General features: G+C 71.7%; 17 protein-coding genes. 12 read left to right on the top strand and 5 right to left on the bottom strand.

Features of this window, described 5'->3' with window-relative positions:
- Positions 1-64: 64 nt before the first annotated feature.
- From AOM01_RS01945 to AOM01_RS01930, 5 genes are all read left to right on the top strand, one after another.
- Positions 65-1,000, top strand: coding sequence for an aldo/keto reductase (locus tag AOM01_RS01945; RefSeq protein WP_062288146.1), 936 nt, complete (start codon positions 65-67; stop codon positions 998-1,000).
- A gap of 161 nt (positions 1,001-1,161) precedes the next feature.
- Positions 1,162-1,443, top strand: coding sequence for a type II toxin-antitoxin system RelE/ParE family toxin (locus AOM01_RS14100; protein ID WP_062519756.1), 282 nt, complete (start codon positions 1,162-1,164; stop codon positions 1,441-1,443).
- The gene (locus AOM01_RS01940; RefSeq protein ID WP_062288143.1) at positions 1,418-1,732 is read left to right on the top strand and encodes a HigA family addiction module antitoxin; all 315 of its coding nucleotides are present in this window, start codon (positions 1,418-1,420) and stop codon (positions 1,730-1,732) included. Before AOM01_RS14100 ends, AOM01_RS01940 begins: the two co-directional genes overlap by 26 nt.
- Positions 1,733-1,949: 217 nt before the next feature.
- Positions 1,950-2,243: a nucleotidyltransferase family protein gene (locus AOM01_RS01935; protein WP_228374182.1), complete on the top strand. Its 294-nt coding sequence runs from the start codon at positions 1,950-1,952 to the stop codon at positions 2,241-2,243.
- Positions 2,240-2,902, top strand: coding sequence for a uridine kinase family protein (locus AOM01_RS01930; RefSeq protein ID WP_174441875.1), 663 nt, complete (start codon positions 2,240-2,242; stop codon positions 2,900-2,902). The genes AOM01_RS01935 and AOM01_RS01930 overlap by 4 nt, the downstream gene beginning before the upstream one ends.
- Here the strand turns inward: AOM01_RS01930 and AOM01_RS01925 are convergent.
- Positions 2,836-3,780 (bottom strand): pseudouridine synthase, encoded by a 945-nt coding sequence (locus AOM01_RS01925; protein WP_062288139.1) that lies wholly within the window; start codon positions 3,778-3,780, stop codon positions 2,836-2,838. The genes AOM01_RS01930 and AOM01_RS01925 overlap by 67 nt on opposite strands.
- A gap of 99 nt (positions 3,781-3,879) precedes the next feature.
- Here AOM01_RS01925 and AOM01_RS01920 point away from each other — a divergent pair, with 99 nt between their 5' ends.
- Positions 3,880-4,617 carry a class I SAM-dependent methyltransferase gene (locus AOM01_RS01920; protein ID WP_062288136.1) on the top strand — a complete coding sequence of 246 codons (738 nt, stop codon included), beginning with the start codon at positions 3,880-3,882 and terminating at the stop codon, positions 4,615-4,617.
- Here AOM01_RS01920 and AOM01_RS01915 read toward each other — a convergent pair.
- Entirely contained in the window at positions 4,577-4,993 is a 417-nt protein-coding gene (locus AOM01_RS01915) for a hypothetical protein (RefSeq protein WP_062288133.1), read from the bottom strand. The genes AOM01_RS01920 and AOM01_RS01915 overlap by 41 nt on opposite strands.
- Positions 4,994-5,042: 49 nt before the next feature.
- On the opposite strand from AOM01_RS01915, the gene AOM01_RS01910 reads away from it, so the two are divergent.
- The gene (locus AOM01_RS01910; RefSeq protein WP_062288130.1) at positions 5,043-5,405 is read left to right on the top strand and encodes a RidA family protein; all 363 of its coding nucleotides are present in this window, start codon (positions 5,043-5,045) and stop codon (positions 5,403-5,405) included.
- A gap of 1 nt (position 5,406) precedes the next feature.
- Here AOM01_RS01910 and AOM01_RS01905 read toward each other — a convergent pair whose 3' ends face one another.
- Positions 5,407-6,012, bottom strand: a complete 606-nt coding sequence (locus AOM01_RS01905; RefSeq protein WP_062288127.1) for a hypothetical protein — start codon at positions 6,010-6,012, stop codon at positions 5,407-5,409.
- Between the two features lie 41 nt (positions 6,013-6,053).
- On the bottom strand, positions 6,054-6,587 hold the full coding sequence (locus AOM01_RS01900; protein WP_062288124.1) for a CGNR zinc finger domain-containing protein: 534 nt from the start codon (positions 6,585-6,587) through the stop codon (positions 6,054-6,056).
- Positions 6,588-6,626: 39 nt separating this feature from the next.
- On the opposite strand from AOM01_RS01900, the gene AOM01_RS01895 reads away from it, so the two are divergent.
- Positions 6,627-7,697, top strand: a complete 1,071-nt coding sequence (locus tag AOM01_RS01895; RefSeq protein ID WP_062288120.1) for an EamA family transporter — start codon at positions 6,627-6,629, stop codon at positions 7,695-7,697.
- 125 nt (positions 7,698-7,822) lie between these two features.
- On the opposite strand, the gene AOM01_RS01890 is transcribed toward AOM01_RS01895, so the two are convergent.
- Positions 7,823-9,673 carry a phosphoenolpyruvate carboxykinase (GTP) gene (locus AOM01_RS01890; protein WP_062288117.1) on the bottom strand — a complete coding sequence of 617 codons (1,851 nt, stop codon included), beginning with the start codon at positions 9,671-9,673 and terminating at the stop codon, positions 7,823-7,825.
- Between the two features lie 126 nt (positions 9,674-9,799).
- Here AOM01_RS01890 and AOM01_RS01885 point away from each other — a divergent pair, with 126 nt between their 5' ends.
- The 4 genes from AOM01_RS01885 (at position 9,800) to AOM01_RS01870 (ending at position 15,723) form a co-directional block, all read left to right on the top strand.
- Positions 9,800-11,239, top strand: a complete 1,440-nt coding sequence (locus AOM01_RS01885; protein WP_062288115.1) for a helix-turn-helix domain-containing protein — start codon at positions 9,800-9,802, stop codon at positions 11,237-11,239.
- An 86-nt stretch (positions 11,240-11,325) separates the two neighbouring features.
- Positions 11,326-13,227 (top strand): translational GTPase TypA, encoded by a 1,902-nt coding sequence (gene typA / locus AOM01_RS01880; protein ID WP_062288114.1) that lies wholly within the window; start codon positions 11,326-11,328, stop codon positions 13,225-13,227.
- Positions 13,228-13,249: 22 nt separating this feature from the next.
- Positions 13,250-13,642 (top strand): hypothetical protein, encoded by a 393-nt coding sequence (locus tag AOM01_RS01875; RefSeq protein WP_062288112.1) that lies wholly within the window; start codon positions 13,250-13,252, stop codon positions 13,640-13,642.
- Complete coding sequence (locus AOM01_RS01870; RefSeq protein WP_062288111.1) at positions 13,639-15,723, top strand: VanW family protein; 2,085 nt, start codon at positions 13,639-13,641, stop codon at positions 15,721-15,723. The genes AOM01_RS01875 and AOM01_RS01870 overlap by 4 nt, the downstream gene beginning before the upstream one ends.
- Positions 15,724-15,776: the final 53 nt, after the last annotated feature.

Raw genomic sequence — 15,776 nt, 5'->3', positions numbered from 1 at the left:
CAAGTGGCAGAGACTGACAGATCAGGCGTATTCTGTCGTAAAGTCACACGAGAAGGGACACCCCATGGAACAGCGCATCCTCGGCCGTCAGGGCCTCGCCGTCTCCGCCATCGGCTACGGCGCGATGGGTACCGCAGTCGGCTACGGCCCGAGCGACGACACCGAGTCCATCGCCGCGATCCGCGGCGCGAACGACCTCGGCGTCACGCACTTCGACACCGCCGAGATGTATGGCTGGGGTGTCGGCGAGCAGCTCCTCGGCACGGCCCTCGCGCCGATCCGTGACCAGGTCACCATCGCCACCAAGTTCGGCTTCACGCCCACGTATGCCCCCAACTCGCAGCCCGACCACGTCCGCAACGTGGTCGACAACAGCCTGCGCAACCTCGGTGTCGACCACATCGACGTGCTCTACCAGCACGTCCACGACCCGGCCGTGCCCGTCGAGGACGTCGTGGGCGTGATGAAGGAGTACGTCGACGCCGGCAAGGTGAGGTACCTCGGCCTGTCCAACACGACGCCCGACAATGTGCGGCGCGCACACGCCGTCCACCCGATCTCGGTGCTCCAGACCGAGTACTCGATCTTCGCCCGCCAGTCCGAGGCGTTCCTGCCCGTGCTCGAGGAGCTCGGCATCGGCCTTGTCGCCTACTCGCCGCTCGCGCGCGGCTTCCTCTCCGGCGCGGTCCAGCCCCGCTCCGCCTACGACGCGACCGACTTCCGCCAGCGCATCCCGTACTGGGCCCCCGAGCACTACGACGCCAACGTCGCCATCGTCGAGGCGCTCACCGCGCTCGCCGAAGACAAGGGTGCGACCCTCGCGCAGCTCGCCATCGCCTGGCTGCTCGCGCAGCGGGACTACATCGTCCCCATCCCCGGCTCGCGCAACCCTGCACGCGTCTCGCAGAACATCGCCTCCGCAAGCATCGTCCTGACCGATGCTGACCTCGCGCGCATCGCTGAGATTGCACCCAACGGAGGAGTGGTCGCGGGACGCTGATCCTGGCTCCGACGTGACGGGCGGGTACCTCGAGCGGTGCGACGTTCGAGGTGCCCGCTTCCTTCGTCCGCGAGGCGTCACAGGGTGGTCGGCTACGGAATGCGGTCGAGTTCACGTTTAACGTCTAGCGTTATTAACGCTAAGCGTTATAGATTGCTCGTGTGATCAGATCGTTCGGTGACAAGAACACCGAGCGTCTGTGGCGTCGGGAGAAGGTGCCGTCGATCGATCCGCGCGTGCAGAAGGCGGCCATTCGCAAGCTCGCCCAGATCCACGCGGCTCGATTCCTCGACTCGCTGCGGGTTCCGCCTGGCAATCGTCTCGAGTTGTTGAAGGGCGATCGCGCGGGCCAGCACAGTGTCCGTGTCAATGACCAATGGAGAATCTGTTTCACCTGGAGAGAAGGAAGTGCGGAGGATGTCGAACTCGTCGACTACCACTGAGAAGTGGGCTCCCATCCACCCTGGCGAGGTGCTGATGGAGGATTTCATCAAGGGCTTCGAGATCACCCAGAACAAGCTTGCGGTGGCGATCGGCGTGCCTCCCCGACGTATCAACGAGATCGTTCACGGCAAGCGCGCCATCACCGCCGACACGGCGCTTCGACTGGGCCGGTACTTCGGTATCGATCCGCAGTTCTGGCTCAACCTCCAGGCACACTATGAGCTCGAGGTCGCCGAGGACCGGATGGCCGCGCAGATCGCTGCCATCACGCCGCTCCAGGTCGCCTGAGCGCCGCTGATCAGATCGCGGCGATCGAGCCCTTGCGGGCGACCTGACTTCACGCAGCACAGGAGAGGGCGCCCGGCGAGGGAACCCGGTCGGCGCTGGACCGCCGCGGAGTGCTCCGTCCGCATCGCGCGGCCGCGCGACGCTTCCCCTGCCTTCTGGTTGCTCCGGCTACCCTGGGCGCGTGCCTGAGGCTGCGATCACGCCCGAGGCTCGCGCAGTGCGCGGGCTCATCGACGCGCGACGCACAGAGTTCGACCAGCTGCTCGCCCGCTACGGGGCGACCCGTCCGCGGCTCTTCGGATCCGTCGCGCGCGGTACCTCCGGCGAAGGCAGCGATATCGACATCCTCGTGGATATGGATCCCGCGGCCGGCAACCTGCTCCTGCGGGCCTCGGGCCTGATGGAGGAGGTTCGCGCGCTCCTCGGGCGCGATGACATCGACGTGTTCCCGGAGCAGCTGCTCAAGGAGTCGGTTGCGCGATCGGCGCTCGCGGACGCGGTCACCTTGTGAGTCGAAAGGCCGGGAAGCGCTCGGCGGGCCCGTCGGGCGAAGCGGTCGAACAACTTGTGGCGAGCGTGGCGGAGGCGAGTCGCGATTCGCCGATCGTGGTCGGGATCTCCGGGTACTGCGGCGCCGGCAAGTCGACACTCGCGCGGCACCTCGCATCCGTGGTCGACGGTGCCGTCCGAGTGCGTGGCGACGACTTCCTCGACCCGACGCGCTCCCATCGGAGATCAACGGACTGGGACGGCGTCGAGCGGACGCGGTTGAAGGCTGAGCTCCTCGACCCGTTCAGGGCGCAGCGCGCAGGCGCCTTCCGGCGTTACGACTGGAGCCGGCGCTGCCTCGGTGACCCCGAGCCCGTGCCACGTGCGAACGTGCTGGTCGTCGACCTGATCGGGTTGTTCCACCCCGAGGTGCTTCCTTCGCTGGATGTGAAGGTATGGGTCGACGTCGACCTCCAGATAGCGAAGGAGCGGGGGCTCGCGCGCGACGCACGGCTCAGCCGCGACCACCGTCGGCTCTGGAACGAGGTGTGGATCCCCAACGAGCGTGACTTCGAGAGCCGCTACTCGCCCCGCAGCGCCCCAGGCGTGCTGACCTACGACGGAAGGGGCCCACTCGCAATCGGAGACGCGGGCCATCCGAGCTCGCGCGCGCTCACGTAGTCGCGCTCCACGCCGTCGAGCGGATCGGTGAACGCGAGCCGACGCGCCACCAGCCTGAGCGGCTCGGAGAAGTCCGCCGGGTCGGCGTCGACCACCACCGGGTAGAGCGGGTCGCCCACGATCGGCAGCCCGGCATCGGCCATCTGTAGGCGCAGCTGGTGGGTCCTACCCGTGACCGGAGTCAGCCGGTAGCGCGCGTGGCGACCGCGCACCTCGAGCACCTCCACCCACGTCTCGGCGTTGGGCTCCCCGGGCACCAGCTCCGCCTGCAGGCTCCCGCGCCGCTTCTCGATGCGCCCGACGAGTCGCCGTGGGAAGACGAGGGCGGGATCGAACCGGGCCAGCGCCTCGTACGTCTTCGCGACCTCGCGCGACTGGAACACCCCCGCGTACGCGCCCCGCACCTCGCGCCGCGTCGTGAAGACCAGCACCCCCGCGGTCAGCCTGTCCAGCCGGTGCGCGGGCGCGAGCTCCGGCAGGTTGAGCGCGAGCCGCAGCTTCACCAGCGCCGTCTCGCGCACGTGCATGCCGCGCGGGGTGGTGGCCAGGAAGTGCGGCTTGTCCACCACCACGAGGTTCCGGGTCTGATCCAGGACCGGCACCGGGAACGGGACGGGCACCTCCGGCGCGAGCGGACGGTGGAACCACACGAAGGAATGAGGGCGGAACGGCTCGTCCCCGGTCAGCGGCGCGCCGCCCTGATCCACGAACTCCCCGGCGTCGAGCCGCGACTCGACCTCGGCGGACGCGGGCAGCCGGTCGAGCAGGAACTCCCGCATGGTCGCCCACGCAGGCACCCCCCCGGGCCCCGTCCCCGGGGTGCGCACCCACGCCGCGTCGAGGCCGTCGCGCTGGGGCAGCGGGGAGCGCGGCGGCATCAGGAGGGCTCGGCGCAGCGGATCACGGGCACGCCGAGCATCGTACGGCCGCGCCCGGACCGTGGTCGCCGACACCGTCGGGCGGGGTACCGTGGCAGCGTGACCGACCGGTCGACCAGCTTCGGGCGCGCCGCCGCCGACTACGCGCGCGGCCGTCCCGGCTATCCGGACGATGCGGTGGCCTGGATGCTCGACGGCGTCGCCGGGCGCGTCGCGGACGTCGGCGCCGGCACCGGCAAGCTCACCGCGGCGGTGCTGCGGACGCGTCACGACGTGGTCGCCGTGGACCCGGACCCCGTCATGCTCGCGACGCTCGAGGCGCACGTGCCGCGCGCGGCCGTCGCCCTGGGCCGCGCCGAGGAGCTCCCGCTGGCCGACGCGAGCGTGGCCGCGGTGGTGCTGGGCCAGGCGTGGCACTGGGTCGACGTCGACACCGCGAGCGCCGAGGCGGCGCGCGTGCTCGCGCCCGGGGGCACGCTGGGGCTCGTCTGGAACATCCGCGACGAGCGCGACCCGTGGATGGCGTCGCTCAGCCGGATCATCGGCCACTCGACCGCCGAGCGGCTCATCGCCGACGGCGGTCCGCGCGTGGGCGCGCCCTTCGGGCGGCTCGAGACCTACGAGACGTCGTGGACCCTGCCGGCCAGCGCATCGTCCCTCCGCGCGCTGGTCCACTCGCGCAGCGCCTACATCACGGCGGGGGAGGCCTACCGTCGCGACCTCGACGCCGCGCTTGACTCGCTGATCGCGCGCACGCCTGGGCTCGACGGCGACGGCCTGCTCCCGCTGCGCTACGTCACGCACGCGTACCGGGCGCTGGTGCCCCGCGACGCGTAGGCGAGGACCGGCCCACCAGCGCCACCAGCAGCGCCACGGTCACCGGGATCACGGCGATCCCGACGGACATCAGCGCGAGCAGGTTGGCCGCGGCGAGCAGCCCGAACAGCGTCCACCCGACCGGCAGGCCCCAGGAGGCGCGCGCCGCCATGGCGCCGCCCGCGAGGAGCACGAGCAGCAGCGGCACCGCCACGGTGAGCACCCCGGAGATGCCCTCCGCCTGCGCGAGCGTGAGGTGGCGGGTGGTCTCGACGCCGTCGGATCCGGACGTGATCTCGGTGCCGACGGGCACCACCAGCGCGAGCACGGGCAACAGCGCCGCCCACGCGACCGCGACGATCCAACCCACCTTGGTCTGCGTGCTCCACTGGGTCATCGCGCACCCCCGGTCACGACGTTACGCCTGGTGGGCGTAGCATCGCGGCGTGACTCGACAGCTCATCGGCTCAGGCGGACCGTGGGAGGAGCGCGTGGCGTACTCGCGCGCCGTGGTGCAGGGGGACTGGGCGTTCGTGTCCGGCACCACCAGCACCGCGAGCCCCGACGTCGCCGACCAGGCCGACGCCGCGCTCGCCACCATCGCGGCGGCCCTCGAGGAGGGTGGCTTCACCATGGCCGACGTAGTGCGCGTGCGCTACCTGCTGCCCGACGCGGCCGACTTCGAGGCCTGCTGGCCGGTGCTGCGCCGATGGTTCGGCGACGTGCGGCCCGCGGCGACCATGCAGCAGTGCGCGCTGATCGACCCCGCCATGCGGATCGAGATCGAGGCCACCGCCTACCGCGGTTGACCTACGAGAACAGACCCCACAGCGCCGCCGCGGTGCCCGCGGCCACGAGCGCGATCCCGATCCAGTCGGGACGGCGCTGGACGGCGCGACCGGCCGCGACGGGTGCGTCCCCGCTACCCGCTGCGCGCCACGCGTCCCATGCGTGCTGCACCATCGCGGCCGCGTCGCCCGAGGGGGTGCCCAGCCGGTCTCCCGGTCGGGTCGGCTCGATGGGCGCGGCAGCACCGGCTGCGATCTGCGCCTTCTCGTCGCGCTCGTGGCGGCGCGTGGTGGCCGCGCCCGGCGCGGGGGCCGCGAACGCGCCCACCTTCGAGCCGTCGTCGCCCACCGCCTCGAAGGTCCAGCGCGTGTTGAGGCTCTCGAGCCGCCCGAACGGCACCACCGCGGTCTGCGTGACGTTGTGGATCTCGACGCGGTCCTCCGCGGCCGCGACATGCGGGCGCAAGAACGCGCCGTACCCGAACAGCGCGATCGCCGCGCCCAGGCCCAGCCCGCCGTGCGCGTACGCGAACCCGACGCTCGAGACGTGGAGGATCGCGACGGCCGCGCCGATCACGATCGCCGTCCAGCCCCAGATGGTGGACGTGCGGGCACGGTAGATCTGCATGGGCCCATGCTCCCATGGAGCTCGCGCCCGATCCGCGGACGTCAGTCCTCGGCCTGGCGTGCCCGGAACGCGGCCTGCGCGGCGCGGTTGGTGCACGTGACCGTGCAGTACTTGCGCGAGCGGTTGCGGCTGAGGTCGAGCACCACGCCCTCGCAGTCCTCCATCGCGCAGCGCGAGAAGCGCTGGGTCTCGTGCTCGCGCACCACGTCGATCATCGCCATCGCGGTCTCGACCAGGATGCGCTCGACCAGCGGGCGGTCGTCCGAGGCCGCGTGGATGTGCCAGTCCGTGTCGCCGTGCCGGGCGAGCTGCGGCATCGCGCGATGCTCCGCGAGGATCGCGTTGATCTGCGGGACGGCCTCATCCCGGCTCGACAGGAACAGGCGGCGCAGGGGCGTGCGGATCGCCCGCACGGGCTCGAGGTCCCCGCCGGACGGTCGGACGCCGGTGTAGCCGAAGCGGTCGAAGAAGTCGACCAGCTCGTCGAGCGTGGTGAGCGTGTCCGGCTCGAGCTCGGAGTTCGACAGGAACACGCCCGACTCGAGCGCCATCGCCGTGTCATTTGCGAATGCCATTTTGACACATTACCAAACGACCCCCTAAGGTCATGAGCCATGACCGCTTTGACTCATGACGCTGCACGCGCGAACCGCGCCAAGGGATTCGTGCTCGCGCTCGCGTCCGCGGCGTCCTTCGGCCTGTCGGGCAGCCTCGCGCGCGGCCTCATGGACGCCGGCTGGACCGCGGGCGCGGCCACCCTGGTGCGCGTCGCGATCGCGGCGGTGGTGCTGACCCTCCCCGCCCTGATCGCCCTCCGCGGCCAGTGGCGCCTGCTCGCCCGCGCCGCCGGCACCGTGATCGCCTACGGCGCGTTCGCCGTCGCCGGCGCGCAGCTGTTCTACTTCCTCGCGGTGGGCCACCTCGACGTGGGCGTCGCGCTGCTGATCGAGTACCTGTCGCCCATCGTGGTGGTCGGGTACCTGTGGGCGACGCGCGGGCATCGCCCCAGCCGGCTCACCGTGCTGGGCGCCGTCGTGGCGATCTCGGGGCTGGTGCTGCTGCTCGACCTGGTCGGCGGGGGAGAGGTGAGCCTCGTGGGCATCGGGTGGGCCCTGGGTGCCATGATCGGCGCGTCCGTCTACTTCGTGATCTCGAGCTCGACCTCGACCGGCCTGCCGCCCGTGACCCTCGCCTGGGGCGGCCTGGTGGTCGCGACCGTGATCCTCGGCATCGCCGCCGCGACCGGGCTGCTCCCGCTCGCCTTCACCACCGCCACCGTGCACCTGGTGCCCGGCGACCTGCCGTGGTGGGCCGTCGTCGCGCTGCTCGGCATCGTGACGTCCGCCGTCGCGTATGTGGTCGGCATCGCCGCGACGCGCCGCCTCGGCGCCCGCCTCGGCTCGTTCGTCGCGCTCACCGAGGTGCTCGCCGCCGCGCTGTTCGCGTGGGCTCTCGTGGGCCAGGCGCCCGCGCCCGTCCAGATCGCGGGCGCCGTGCTGGTGCTCGCCGGCGTGGTGCTCGTCAAGCTCGGCGAGCCCGACGAGCCCGCCCTCGCCGCCGTGCCCGAGCCCGCGCTTCCCGGCACCGACGTGGTCCCCGCGGACGCCGCCGCGCTCGCGGACCTCGACGCCCCCCTCCAGGACCGTGCCCCCGCGCGCGAGCCGGAGGCCCCCGCCGCCCGCTGACTCGGGCGGGATCCCCGCGAAGACCTGCACGCGGCGCACCCTCCTACGCGCCCGTGCACGGATCGGGGCCGGATGTCTGATGAGCATCCGGCCCCGACCTTCGCGCCCCGCGGGGCACGCCCCCCCTACAGCGCGTCGATGTCCGCGCGCATCCGCGCGAGCCCGTCGCGGACCTCCGCCGGCACCTTGGTGCCGTACGAGTCAAGGAAGCCCGCGGCATCGTCCGCCTCCGCGGTGAGCGCCGCCTTGTCGAGCCCGAACAGCGACGCCCAAGCCGCGTCGTCGACGCCGGCCGCCGCGTGATCGATCTCGCCCTCGGCCGGCACCACGCCGAACGGGCCCTCGACGCCCTCGACGCGACCCTCGATGCGGTCGAGCATCCACGCGAGCGCGTGGATGTTCTCGCCGAATCCCGGCCACAGGAAGCGGCCGTCCGCGTCCTTGCGGAACCAGTTGACCTGGAAGATCGCGGGCGCGCCGCCGGCGGCGTCCGCCTTCGCGCCCACCTCGAGCCAGTGCTGCCAGTGGTCGGCCATGTGCACGCCGCAGAAGGGCAGCATCGCGAACGGGTCGCGGCGCAGCTCGCCCACCGTGCCCTCCGCCGCGGCCGTGCGCTCGGACGCGAGCGTCGCGCCCATGAACACGCCGTGCGCCCAGTCGCGCGATTGCGACACGAGCGGCACGTTGGTCGCCCGGCGCCCGCCGAAGATGATCGCGTCGACCACCACCCCCTGCGGGTCGTCCCAGTCGTCCGAGATCGTGGGGCACTGGGCCGCCGCCACGGTGAAGCGCGAGTTCGGGTGGGCGGCCGGGGTGGACGATGCGGGGGTCCAGTCCTCGCCGAGCCAGTCGGTGAGGTGCGCGGGGACTTCGTCGGTCATGCCCTCCCACCACACGTCGCCGTCGTCGGTCATGGCGACGTTGGTGAACACCACGTCGTGCGTGAGGGTGTCCATGGCGACCGGGTTGGTGGAGCGGCCGGTGCCGGGGGCGACCCCGAAGAACCCGGCCTCCGGGTTGATGGCGCGAAGGCGGCCGTCGGGGCCGGGGGCGAGCCATGCGATGTCGTCGCCGAGCGTCTCGACGGTCCAGCCGGGGAGGGTCGGCTGCAGCATCGCGAAGTTGGTCTTGCCGCACGCGCTCGGGAACGCCGCCGCCACGTGGAACGCGCGGCCGCGGGGGTTGGTGACCTTGAGCAGCAGCATGTGGGCGGCGAGCCAGCCCTCGTCCTGGCCGATCGCGCTCGCGATGCGCAACGCGAACGCCTTCTTCGCGAGGATCGCGTTGCCGCCGTACGCCGAGCCGTACGACCACACCTCGCGCGTCTCCGGGAAGTGCGAGATGTACTTGGTCGGGTTGCACGGCCACGGCACGTCGGCCTCGCCGGGCGCGAGGGGGGCGCCCACGGTGTGCGCGCACCTCACCCACTCGGTGTCGGGGCCGATCTGCGCGAGCGCCTCGGCGCCCATGCGCGTCATGGTGCCCATGCTCACCACCACGTACGGGGAGTCGGTGATCTGGACGCCGTAGCGGGTGAGGGGACCGCCCACCGGTCCCATCGCGAACGGCATCACGTACATGGTGCGGCCGCGCATCGCGCCGCGGAACAGCCCGTGCAGCGTCTCGCGCATGCCCGACGGCGGCACCCAGTTGTTGGTCGGGCCCGCGTCCTCCTCGCGCTCCGAGCAGATGAACGTGCGCGACTCGACGCGCGCCACGTCCTCGGGGTTGGAACGCGCGACGTAGCTGCCGGGGCGCTTCTCGCTGTCGAGCGGCGTCAGCGTGCCGGCATCGACCATGTCGCGGATCAGCCGCGCGCGCTCCGGCTTCGAGCCGTCGCACCACACCACCTCGTCGGGGGTCGCGTGGAGCGCGAGGCGCTCGACCCAGGCGACGATGCTCGGGTCGGCCCCCGCCGGGTGGGTGGCCGCGGCTTCGGTGCGCGCGGCCCGCAGGGGCTGGTCGATGATCGCCATGGTGGCTCCCTCATGAAGTGAAGGCGACGAATTTCGCCTCCTGCTTCCGACCGTAGGCCCCTCCGTGCGCCGTTGGACGCCTTTTCAAGGGTGAAGTTTCGCGTTTCTTTCCGTAGAGTGAATTCCATGCCGGATCTTTCCACGCTCGGGCGCCGCGTACGCCACTTCCGCACCGAGGCGGGGCTCACCCTCGAGCAGCTCGGCCGCGACGTGGACGTGGCGCCCAGCCAGCTGTCGCTCATCGAGAACGGCAGGCGCGAGCCGCGCCTCACCTTGCTTTCCGCGCTCGCCGCGCGCCTGGGGGTGACCGTCGGCGAGCTGCTCGACGAGGCTCCGCCCACGCCGCGCGCCGCGCTCGAGATCGAGCTCGAGCATGCGCAGGACGGCGCCGCGTACCGCGAGCTGGGGCTGCCGGAGCTGCGCCCGACGCGCACGATGCCCGACGACGTGCTGCGCACGCTCGTGGGTCTGCACCGCGAGCTCGACCGACGCGCGCGGCAGGCGATCGCGACGCCCGAGGAGGCCCGCCGCGCCAACACGCGCCAGCGGCTGCGGATGCAGTCGCTCGACAACCACGTCCCCGACATCGAGGCGCTGGCATCCGAGGACGTCGCCGCGGTGGGCCACACCGGCGGCGCCCTCACCCACCGCACGGTCAGCCTCCTGGCGGAGCGGCTGGGCCTCGAGATCGTGCATGCCGACGACCTCCCGCACTCCGCCCGCTGCGTGCTGGACCTCGAGAGCGGGCGCATCTACATCCCGCCTGCCTCGATCCCCGGCGGTCACGGCCTGCGCTCCCTCGCGCTCCAGGCCATGGCGCACATCCGTCTGGGCCACGGCGAGCCGCGCGACTACGCCGACTTCCTTCGTCAACGCCAGGACGCGAGCTACTACGCCGCCGCGTGCCTCATGCCGGAGGGGCCCGCGGTCGCGTTCCTCGAACGCGCCAAGCGCGACCGCGACATCGCCATCGAGGACTTCCGCGACGCGTTCGGCGTCACCCACGAGGCGGCGGCGCTGCGGTTCACCAACCTCGCGACCGTCCACCTGGGAATCCGGCTGCACTTCCTGCGCGCCGCCGGAGACGGCGCGGTGGTGCGCGCGTACGAGAACGACGGCCTCCCGCTGCCGGTCGACGTCACGGGAGCGACCGAGGGACAGATCGTGTGCCGGCACTGGAGCGCGCGCCGCGCCTTCGCGCGCTCCACCCGCACCACCGAGTACTTCCAGTACACGGACACCCCCGCGGGGACGTTCTTCGAGGCCACGCAGACCGGATCGACCGAGGCGGAGGACTTCGCGATCACCCTGGGCGTCCCGTTCGGGGAGTCCAAGTGGTTCCGCGGCCGCGAGAGCAGCAACCGCGTCGAGTCCCGCTGCCCCGACCTCAGCTGCTGCCGCCGCCCCGACGCCGCCGACGCCGCGCGCTGGGCGGGGCGGGCGTGGGCGAGCGCCCGCGTCCACGCGCACATCTTCTCCCCGCTGCCACGCGGCACGTATCCCGGCATCGACGACCGCGAGCTGTACGCCTTCCTCGACGCCCATGCGAGGGCCGAGGAGGACTGAGCCCGCGCATCGTCCCCGGCACCCGTAGAATGGATCGGCGGTCCATGTCGGACCGAGCAACCCTTCCCACGGAATCGAGTTCCCGCATGCCCCTGCGCTCCGACCTGCGCAACGTCGCGATCGTCGCCCACGTCGACCACGGCAAGACCACCCTCGTCGACGCCATGCTGGTGCAGGGCGGCGCCTACGGCGACCACGCCCACGTCGAGGACCGTGCCATGGACTCCGGCGACCTCGAGCGCGAGAAGGGCATCACGATCCTCGCGAAGAACACCGCGATCCGGTACACCGGAGCCGCGGCGGTCGAGGGCGGCGTCACCATCAACGTGATCGACACCCCGGGCCACGCCGACTTCGGCGGCGAGGTCGAGCGAGGCCTGTCGATGGTCGACGGCGTGGTGCTGCTGGTCGACGCGTCGGAGGGCCCGCTGCCCCAGACCCGCTTCGTCATGCGCAAGGCGCTCGCCGCCCACCTGCCCGTCATCATCGTGGTGAACAAGGTCGACCGCCCCGACTCCCGCATCTCCGAGGTGGTCGACGAGACCCACGACCTGCTGCTGGGCCTCGCCTCCGACCTCCACGACGAGGTCCCGGACCTCGACGTCGACGCCCTCCTCGAGGTGCCCGTGGTGTTCGCCTCCGCCAAGGCCGGCATCGCGTCGCTGAACCAGCCGGCGGACGGCGCGCTGCCCGAGGGCGACAACCTCGAGCCCCTGTTCCAGGTCATCATGGAGCGCATCCCCGCCCCGTCCTACGACGAGGGCCACCCGCTCCAGGCGCACGTCACCAACCTCGACGCGTCGCCCTTCCTGGGCCGCCTCGCGCTGCTGCGCGTGTTCAACGGCGAGATCCGCAAGGGCCAGCAGGTCGCGTGGGCCCGCAAGGACGGCACGGTCAAGCCCGTGAAGATCACCGAGCTGCTGGAGACCAAGGGCCTCGAGCGGGTCCCCGCGGAGTCCGCGAAGGCCGGCGACATCGTCGCCGTCGCGGGCATCGAGGAGATCACCATCGGCGAGACCCTCACCGACATCGAGGACCCGCGCCCGCTGCCGCTCATCACGGTCGACGACCCGGCCATCTCGATGACCATCGGCATCAACACCTCGCCGCTGGCCGGTCGCGTCAAGGGTGCCAAGGTCACGGCGCGCCAGGTCAAGGACCGCCTCGACAAGGAGCTCATCGGCAACGTGTCGATCCGGGTGCTCCCCACCGAGCGTCCCGACTCGTGGGAGGTGCAGGGCCGCGGCGAGCTCGCGCTCGCGATCCTGGTCGAGCAGATGCGCCGCGAGGGCTACGAGCTCACCGTCGGCAAGCCGCAGGTGGTCACCAAGGAGATCGACGGCAAGCTCAACGAGCCCATGGAGCACATGACCATCGACGTCCCCGAGGAGCACCTCGGCGCGGTCACCCAGCTCCTCGCGAGCCGCAAGGGCCGCATGGAGTCGATGGCGAACCACGGCACCGGCTGGGTGCGCATGGAGTTCATCGTCCCCGCGCGCGGCCTCATCGGCTTCCGCAGCCAGTTCCTCACGGACACGCGCGGCACCGGCATCGCCTCCTCGATCGCGCACGGCTACGAGCCGTGGACCGGGCTCATCGAGTACCGCACCAACGGCTCGCTCGTGGCGGACCGCTCGGGCGTGGTGACGTCCAACGCCCTCATGGCGCTGCAGGACCGCGGCACCTTCTTCGTGGGTCCCACCGAGGACACCTACGAGGGCATGGTGATCGGCGAGAACTCGCGCAACGAGGACATGGACGTCAACATCACCAAGGAGAAGAAGCTCAACAACATCCGCTCGTCGACGGCGGAGGAGCTGGAGCGCCTGGCCCCGCCGCGCCGCCTCACCCTCGAGGAGTCCCTCGAGTTCGCCCGCGAGGACGAGTGCGTCGAGGTGACGCCCGAGAAGGTCCGCATCCGCAAGGTGATCCTCGACGGCACGGAGAGGGCACGCGCCGCGTCGCGCGCGAAGCGCCAGAACGCCTGATCCCACCCCTACCATGGCAGGCATGGCTCGCATCGTCTGGTCCCTGCTGGTGATCGCGCTCATCGGCGTCATCGTGGCGCTGGTGGGCGCGGGCTCGCACCGCGCGTTCGGCTGGATCAGCGTCGCGGCCTGCCTGCTGCTGGTCGGGACGGCGAGCGTGTTCTCCCGCGCCTGGCGCGGGTTCCTGGGGCTCACGGTGTTCGCGACGGCCTGGCTGGTGCTCACGGTGGTGCTGGCGCAGGAGGGACCGGGCGGCTCGCTGCTCATCCCCAACGACGCGCGCAGCCTCGCGTGGGTCTACGGGGGCGCCGTGGTGATCGGCGTCGCGGCCCTGGTGCCGCGCCGGTTCATCGGTGATTCCGGGGTTCCCACCGGGGACGATGCGCCGCACGAGTCCGAGGCGGCCGTCCAGTGAGCGACCCGCGGGACGAGAGGCCCGACGGCGTCGAGGACGAGGTCGACGAGGCGCAGGCGGAGATCGACGCGGACCTCGACGGGGACCTCGGCGCCGAGGAGGCGGACGACGCCCCGGCGGAGTCCGCGCCCGAGCGTGACCTTGACGACGAGCCGACCGAGCAGATGCCGGCGTTCCTCGCCGAACCGCCCGCCGCGGCGGACGGTGACGACGCGGCGCCCGGCGCGGAGACGTCGGACGCCGAGGCCACCCAGGTGCTGCCGCCCATCGCCCCCGACGAGGCGGTCGCCGAGTGGCAGCGCGACGACGAGCCGTACGAGTACGCGCCCGTCGTGACCGCCGCGAGCGGCGCCGCGGAGGGGAAGGACGCCGAAGGCGACGGCGAGACCGACGCCGCGCACGGCGACGAGACCAAGGAGAAGCGCCACGTGGGGTGGGGACGCTGGACGCTGCTGCTGATCGTGCTGCTGCTGGTGGGCGGGTACTTCGCCGCCGCCGTGTACGCGTCCGAGCGCGTGCCCGCGGGCACCACGGTGCAGGGTGTCGACATCGGCGGGATGACGCGCGACGAGGCGATCGACGCGCTGACGCCGGCCGTCAAGGAGCTCAACACGTCGCCCGTCGCCATCACCACCGACGACGCCGAGGCGAGCATCGTCCCGCGCGAGTCCGGGATGGTGGCCGGTGCGGGCGCGACGGTCGACCAGCTGCTGAGCTTCAGCCTCGCGCCGTTCGACATCCTCCGCTCCTTCACGGGTGCCGAGCGCGAGGTCCCCGTCGTCACGGTGGTCGACCAGGACGCTCTCACCGAGGCCATCGAGGGCACGCGAGAGGACCTCGAGGTCGACGGCGAGGACGCCGCGGTCGAGATCGCCTCGACCGGAGCCTCCGTGGTGCCCGCCGTCGACGGCGTCGCGATCGACCCCGCCGCCACCGCGGAGGGCCTCGGCGCTGAGTGGCCCGTCGCGACCTACGCCGCCGTCATCGACACCAAGGATGCCGCCGTCACCACCGCGGACGCCGAGGCGTTCGCGTCCGAGCTCAACTCCGAGATCCTTGCGGGCACCGTCAGGATGACGGGGGAGAACGGCCCCGCTACCGTCACCGCGGACCAGCTCACGCGCTTCGGGTCCGTCGAGGACCAGGACGGCACGCTGACCTACGTGGTCGACGGCCCGTCGCTCGCGGCCGAGCTCGAGTCCGCGGATCCCTCGCTCACCAGCGCGCCCCGATCCGCGTCGTTCCGCTTCACCAGCAGCCACCAGCTGGTCACCACCAAGTCGAAGCCGGGCCGAGCGATCGCGGGCAAGCAGCTGGGCCCCGCCGTGGTCGCGGCCGCCGAGAGCGCTGAGCGCACGGGCGAGCTGCCGTACCGCAACACCAAGGCCAACGTCACCAGCGACGACCTGGGCGTGAGCGACTTCAAGACCGTCGTCGCGTCCTTCGATACCCCGCTGACGGACGAGCCGGTGCGCACGCAGAACCTCATCCGGGGCGCGGAGAAGGTGACCGGCGTGGTGGTCAAGCCCGACGAGACCTTCTCGCTGCTCGACGCGCTCGCGCCCATCACCGAGGCGGGGGGCTACCAGTCGGCCCACATCATCGTGGACGGCTACCTCACGAACGGCACCGGCGGCGGCCTGTCGCAGATGGCCACCACCACGTACAACGCGGCGTACTTCGCGGGCCTCGAGGACGTCGAGCACCGCCCGCACACCAAGTGGTTCGACCGGTACCCGGCGGGCCGCGAGGCGACCATCTTCGTGGGCTCGCTCGACATGCGCTTCAAGAACAACACGCCCTACGCGCTGGTGATGAGCTCGTACGTGACCGGCGGTCGCCTGCACGTCGACATCTGGTCGACCAAGTACTACACGGTGAAGACGTACGCCTCGAACAAGACGAACTTCGTCCAGCCCACCTCGGTCGAGTCCTCGCGCGACGGCTGCCTCGACACGCCGATGGGGAACCCGGGGTTCACCATCACCAACACGCGCGAGGTCTACCTCAAGGGCGAGCAGGTCGACAAGTCGTCGTACACGTGGACGTACTCGCCGGACAACGGCGTCACCTGCAAGTAGCGGGGACGATGCGTCGCACGCGGGCCTCGCGAGGGGCTGGCGGGGGCGGTCCG

The sequence above is a fragment of the Demequina phytophila genome, assembly GCF_000971135.1.
In the GTDB taxonomy this organism is placed as follows: domain Bacteria; phylum Actinomycetota; class Actinomycetes; order Actinomycetales; family Demequinaceae; genus Demequina; species Demequina phytophila.
Note: the sequence above shows the minus strand (reverse complement) of the source record. Positions and strands in the feature narration are given on the sequence as shown.

Excerpts from the sequence above, each read along its gene's own strand:
- AOM01_RS01905 (WP_062288127.1), bottom strand. The coding sequence starts at position 6,012 with ATGCAGATCTACCGTGCCCGCACGTCCACCATCTGGGGCTGGACGGCG.
- AOM01_RS01900 (WP_062288124.1), bottom strand. The coding sequence starts at position 6,587 with ATGGCATTCGCAAATGACACGGCGATGGCGCTCGAGTCGGGCGTGTTC.
- AOM01_RS01875 (WP_062288112.1), top strand. The coding sequence starts at position 13,250 with ATGGCTCGCATCGTCTGGTCCCTGCTGGTGATCGCGCTCATCGGCGTC.
- AOM01_RS01940 (WP_062288143.1), top strand. The coding sequence starts at position 1,418 with ATGTCGAACTCGTCGACTACCACTGAGAAGTGGGCTCCCATCCACCCT.
- AOM01_RS01890 (WP_062288117.1), bottom strand. The coding sequence starts at position 9,673 with ATGGCGATCATCGACCAGCCCCTGCGGGCCGCGCGCACCGAAGCCGCG.
- AOM01_RS01895 (WP_062288120.1), top strand. The coding sequence starts at position 6,627 with ATGACCGCTTTGACTCATGACGCTGCACGCGCGAACCGCGCCAAGGGA.
- typA (WP_062288114.1), top strand. The coding sequence starts at position 11,326 with ATGCCCCTGCGCTCCGACCTGCGCAACGTCGCGATCGTCGCCCACGTC.
- AOM01_RS01885 (WP_062288115.1), top strand. The coding sequence starts at position 9,800 with ATGCCGGATCTTTCCACGCTCGGGCGCCGCGTACGCCACTTCCGCACC.
- AOM01_RS01945 (WP_062288146.1), top strand. The coding sequence starts at position 65 with ATGGAACAGCGCATCCTCGGCCGTCAGGGCCTCGCCGTCTCCGCCATC.
- AOM01_RS01925 (WP_062288139.1), bottom strand. The coding sequence starts at position 3,780 with ATGCCGCCGCGCTCCCCGCTGCCCCAGCGCGACGGCCTCGACGCGGCG.
- AOM01_RS01915 (WP_062288133.1), bottom strand. The coding sequence starts at position 4,993 with ATGACCCAGTGGAGCACGCAGACCAAGGTGGGTTGGATCGTCGCGGTC.